This window comes from Ponticaulis sp., from assembly GCF_029210165.1.
Taxonomy (GTDB): Bacteria; Pseudomonadota; Alphaproteobacteria; order Caulobacterales; family Hyphomonadaceae; genus Ponticaulis.
Genome location: NZ_JARGNT010000006.1, coordinates 1 through 3,205 on the forward strand (window position 1 = coordinate 1; position 3,205 = coordinate 3,205).

At 53.3% G+C, this 3,205-nt stretch carries 3 protein-coding genes; all 3 read right to left on the reverse strand.

Going from position 1 to position 3,205, the window contains the following annotated elements:
- Positions 1-89 precede the first annotated feature (89 nt).
- On the reverse strand, positions 90-1,088 hold the full coding sequence (locus P1U45_RS16595) for a tyrosine-type recombinase/integrase (RefSeq protein WP_301060030.1): 999 nt from the start codon (positions 1,086-1,088) through the stop codon (positions 90-92).
- Positions 1,085-2,029: a tyrosine-type recombinase/integrase gene (locus P1U45_RS16600; RefSeq protein WP_301060031.1), complete on the reverse strand. Its 945-nt coding sequence runs from the start codon at positions 2,027-2,029 to the stop codon at positions 1,085-1,087. Before P1U45_RS16600 ends, P1U45_RS16595 begins: the two co-directional genes overlap by 4 nt.
- A partial coding sequence (locus tag P1U45_RS16605; RefSeq protein WP_301060032.1) for a tyrosine-type recombinase/integrase occupies positions 2,026-3,205 on the reverse strand: 1,180 nt, incomplete at its 5' end. The genes P1U45_RS16600 and P1U45_RS16605, both read right to left, overlap by 4 nt.

Below are 3,205 nucleotides of genomic sequence, written 5' to 3' on the forward strand. Positions count from 1 at the left end.
TGCCCATAATGCCGCGCTTTTGATTATGCCGCGCTGCCCCATCAAAAGCCTGATTTGATGGGGTATTCAGCGCGGCAAGTTAGCATAACTTACAAGGCTTCGAGGAACGACAACAGCTCGTCACCGGGTCGATAGCGACCGCCCGGCGCGTCCACAGGCTTTGTCAAAGCCATCGCCTTTTCCTTAAGTTCGATATCAGCGTGGATATAGACCTGCGTCGTCTCGACGGATTCATGGCCGAGCCAAAGGGCAATGATGGTCCTATCGACACCGCTTTGTAAAAGCTGCATTGCAGCCGTGTGGCGCAAAACATGTGGTGTGACACGCTTCAACCTGAACGTCGAGCTGTGCTGGGCAGCAGTACTCGCGTGTTTCCGAACTATTCGTTCGACTGCGTCTCTGCTCAAGGGCGTGCCTCGAATGGTTGCGAACAGAGGCTGGCTGGAAGCAGCACCCGATTGAGCCAGCCACCACTTCAACGCATTTTGACTGTCTTTTCGAAGCGGTGTCGCGCGTTCCTTTCGGCCTTTGCCCATGCACCTGACATGAGGCCCCGCTCCAAGCTCAACATCAGTTGCCCGCAAACCGATCAACTCCGATACTCGCAACCCTGTCTGGAGCATCGTAAGCAAAAGGACCCGATCACGCCGACCAAACCAAGTCGATTGGTCGGGTGCTTTTAGCAGCGCCTCCATTTCATCACGGGTCAAGAAGTCTACGACACGTTTTTCATAACGTTTGGAGGGCATGGCAAGAACCCTTTGGCAATGATGCAACAACTGAGGCTCGCACCCAGCCACATATTTGAAGAATGACCGAATGGCGGCAAGACGTGTGTTCCGGCTTCTCGCGCTGTTGCCTCGATTTTCTTCGCAGAAAGTCAAAAACCGCCCAATGATGTCAGCATCAATGTGTGCAACATGCAGGTCCGTTGGTTGTAGTTTCGTCTCTACTTCTGCATATTTCAGCAATAACCTGAAGGTGTCACGATAGCTGGCAATGGTGTTCGGACTAGCCTGCATTTGCGTCAAAAGCCGTTCGGTAAAGAACCGCTGAACGTAGACCGGCAATGGATAGGTTGCGATCATGATGCACCCTCCAAAACCCGTTGTTCGGCCCGCGCAGCGGCGAGTTGCATGAGTTCTGGCACCGCCTCGATGTACCAGAATGTGTGCTTTGGCTCTGAATGTCCCAAATAGGTGCTGAGCTTGTACATCTCACATTCAATATCCCGATCTTCTCGGAACCAATCCAAGATCGTGTGGACCGCAAAACTGTGTCGCAAATCGTGGATGCGAGGGCCATGACCATGACGGTTGAAGGATTGAGGGGATCGTAGACCGACATTTCGGCTGACTTGCGCGAAGTTGTATCGCGCGCCGCAGTCACCAGCCGGTTCGCCATCTTCTTTGATAAAGAACCGCTGCGTTTGATGTTCGATCAAGCGATCTCTCAAGTGGGCATAAGACGCCAGCCGATTAGCGGTATCCTTGTTGAACGGGAGCTGTCGATCCCCTCCATTCTTGGAGTTCCTGACGACAAGAACCGCGCTGTTTAGATCAACATCGTGCTGTTTCAAAGACAGTGCTTCATTCACACGCATTCCTGTAACAGCGATCAAGCCAAAGAGGGTCTGCCACAGTGCAGCCCTTAGTCCATATGGCGACGGTAAACGACCGGCCTCAGTGACGATATCTGCAATTTGCTTCGGCGCGTAAATGTAAGGGACGCGTCTTCGGTATCGGCCTGCAACAAGTTGGCTTGATGGGATCTCGGTTTGGCCGTCATGTTCCGCAAGCCAGAAGGCAAATCTGCGAACCATCCCGAGGCGGTGAGACCAGGTGTTTTCGTCCGCACTGCCATAGTTTTCTTTCCAATCGAGGAACAAGGCTGTCGAGATCAGATGCTCCCCGATTTCGTCGCCGTAGTTCACGAACTTGCGCAGCACTCGTTCATCAAACGATAGATCAAAACCCATCGCGCGGCGCAAAGCCAAGTATTCGTCAAGCCGTTGGGAAAGCGTTTTCATTGCATGTCCTCCTCAGTCGGCCAAGGGCGCGAGATTGAGCGCAGGGCATCGATATCGTGTTGCGCATAGATTGTCGTTGCCAGTGGAGAACGATGACGCAAAACGTCGCCGATTTCAGAAAGTGATGCGCCATTTCGCAGCATATCTGTGGCGAGGCTGTGCCGAAGAATGTGGGTGCCGATGTATGCCTGTGGCGGGGTAATACCGGTTGCGTCATAGGCATCACGCAAAATCCAGCGCAGGATTTGAGCATCCTTGAACCTTTTGAATGGCGGTTTTACTGAGACAAACAACGCGCGGTCTGGCCCTCGGCGTTCATTTTGAATGTAATCCACAATTGCTTCGCCAATCTCTGCTGCCATTGGCATCTTGTCGTGCAACTGCCCTTTGCCCCGGATCAATATCTCACCTGCACGCCAATCGATGTCATCCAACTCTATCGCTGTCACCTCTGGTGCTCGAAGCCCCAGACGGGCGATAAGCATCAGCATTGCATAGTTGCGTCGGCCAGTTTTCTTGTGCCCTCGAACCACGCCTATCAAGCGGTTAACTTGGTCTGGTTCGAGATATCGCGGGATACCTGTTGGTTTCGGTTGTCGGGCCTTTGGTACCGACTTGCTCAGGTTCCGCTCTGTTTTGCCGCTCCAAAACAGGAACTGGAAAAGGTTGCGAAGGTGTGACGGACCCGTCTTATCGCGCGGCGCATTCTGCTCTTGGCGCAACCGAATGATGAAGCCTGTAATATCGTCCGGTTTGATCGAATGCAGGTCACCTAAGCCCTCGCCAAACTTCGCTGTCAGGAACCGCTCATAGAAGCGCAGGCAATGATAGATCGTATCATCGGACAGCCCACGCTGAACGCGGAGATACGTCTCATATTCACGTTTCAGGCAGGCTCGTGGCGACATATCCAGCTGTGGTGGTAAGCGTGGCGCGGCGTTGGCGTTCTCAATCAAATAATCTCGAAACCGGTTCAGGCGGTGGCGGCAGTGCTTTTGGTCTTTTTTAGAAACGGCATTGATTATCTGAGTAGTAAACTGCTCCATGCAGTCGTCGGTCAGGTTGGCGGGGCTGAGCTTTGCCGCTTCCATCGCAGACCAAAGGGCCTTCGCGGTGGCGCTGTACTTGGCCAATGAGCCTGAACCATAGCCCTCAGCCTCGATCTGCAACGTAAAT

Bases quoted from the DNA above. Each gene is read 5' to 3' on its own strand.
- P1U45_RS16595 (WP_301060030.1), bottom strand. From the start codon at position 1,088: ATGATCGCAACCTATCCATTGCCGGTCTACGTTCAGCGGTTCTTTACC.
- P1U45_RS16600 (WP_301060031.1), bottom strand. From the start codon at position 2,029: ATGAAAACGCTTTCCCAACGGCTTGACGAATACTTGGCTTTGCGCCGC.